Here is a 1311-nt window from a genome sequence, read left to right as displayed (position 1 = left end):
TATTTATACATAATATAGTAACTTTTTATATGTGATAATGTATAAGCCTATAGTAAATTGGTAATAGTCAATTTTATGTCCTTTTCTCTTTATTCAATTTCTGGGAGATTCACTTTAGTCGCTATGTTGTGTATCGGATTGTGCTGTCTCCTGCCACAGATAGGGTATGCACAGGTAAATGAAAAGCTGCCTGGCAAAGTGATTAGTAAGTCTAAGATCCTACAAGATACTATCCCACTACAACAGGATACCATACCGTATGAAGATAAGCAGCAAAGAATAGAGCAAAATGGTCAGCCGCTAGAACGTTTTGTCAGGTCAGCAGACCTGGAAGTCGATGGGCTAATCGTAGATGAAACCATTACAAAGATAGGAAGAGACTTTTACGATCTTTTTAACCGACAATGGGAAACTCCCCTTGGCGTCAAGAACTTCACTATCCAGATACAGGAAAGACCCACACGGGGCAATGGCGCTTATATAGTTATTGTGGTCAATGATGAGCCTGTCTTCGAATATATATTACAGCCCCGCTATGACATGATTGAAGAAGTTTCAGTATACGCAGTCGCTTTTATAACGGAGTATGTGGTCAATAATCAGCTAAACCAACAATTAGAAGCTGAAGGTAAAAAGGCCCGGGAAGTATTCTAGAGAAATCACCTAACACAATATACTAACTGCTCTTATGAAAAAACTTATTTACTCCATTTACTTTGCGTTCGTGCTATGTCTTTTATGTAATGAAAATGTTTCCGCTCAAGATTTAATTTACCAGGCCAAGAACCCGGCTTTTGGTGGCGAAACCTTTAACTATCAATGGCTTCAAAGCTCTGCTCAGGCACAGGACAAGCTTAAAGATCCTGATGAATCCAGTAGCAGTCTTTTTAACAGGGACCCATTAAAGGATTTTCAGGAAAGTTTGAACCGGCAGATATTGAATCATTTATCTCGCCAGTTGGTAACTGCTCAGTTTGGAGAAGATGGTCTAGCTCCGGGTAGCTACACTATCGGAGATTATGATATTGAGGTTTCTGAGGGTATGACCGGGATAAATATCAATATATTGGATAAGGGTACTGGTAATAGGACCTCTGTTACTATACCTTACTACTAAGCAGAGAATAGCCTCCACAGTATCACTCGTTCTTGCCCTACCATTAATCACCCTAAATTATGATACAATGTATTAGGAGAGGTATTTATACCTTATTCATTACTTTTTCATTTTGCGTAATTCCAGCTTGTGCCCTTATTTTAACCAGCCTATGCAACTAGCCGGGCTACGTTGGGTGTACCAGCCCCCGGCAA

General features: G+C 39.7%; 2 protein-coding genes. Both read left to right on the top strand.

The genetic code is table 11. The features are described 5' to 3' along the window. The first annotated feature begins 75 nt into the window (after window positions 1-75). Window positions 76-654: a CsgE family curli-type amyloid fiber assembly protein gene (locus O71_RS20865; RefSeq protein ID WP_040575072.1), complete on the top strand. Its 579-nt coding sequence runs from the start codon at window positions 76-78 to the stop codon at window positions 652-654. Between the two features lie 34 nt (window positions 655-688). Beyond that, on the top strand, window positions 689-1117 hold the full coding sequence (locus O71_RS20860) for a curli production assembly/transport component CsgF (RefSeq protein WP_007661195.1): 429 nt from the start codon (window positions 689-691) through the stop codon (window positions 1115-1117). The last annotated feature ends 194 nt before the right edge of the window (window positions 1118-1311 follow it).

The organism is Pontibacter sp. BAB1700 (assembly GCF_000277005.1).
Taxonomy (GTDB): Bacteria; Bacteroidota; Bacteroidia; order Cytophagales; family Hymenobacteraceae; genus Pontibacter; species Pontibacter lucknowensis.
This window is presented reverse-complemented; position numbering and strand designations above follow the sequence as displayed.

What these genes read in the sequence shown, in the direction of transcription:
- O71_RS20865 (WP_040575072.1), top strand. Translation starts at nt 76, where the DNA reads ATGTCCTTTTCTCTTTATTCAATTTCTGGGAGATTCACTTTAGTCGCT.
- O71_RS20860 (WP_007661195.1), top strand. Translation starts at nt 689, where the DNA reads ATGAAAAAACTTATTTACTCCATTTACTTTGCGTTCGTGCTATGTCTT.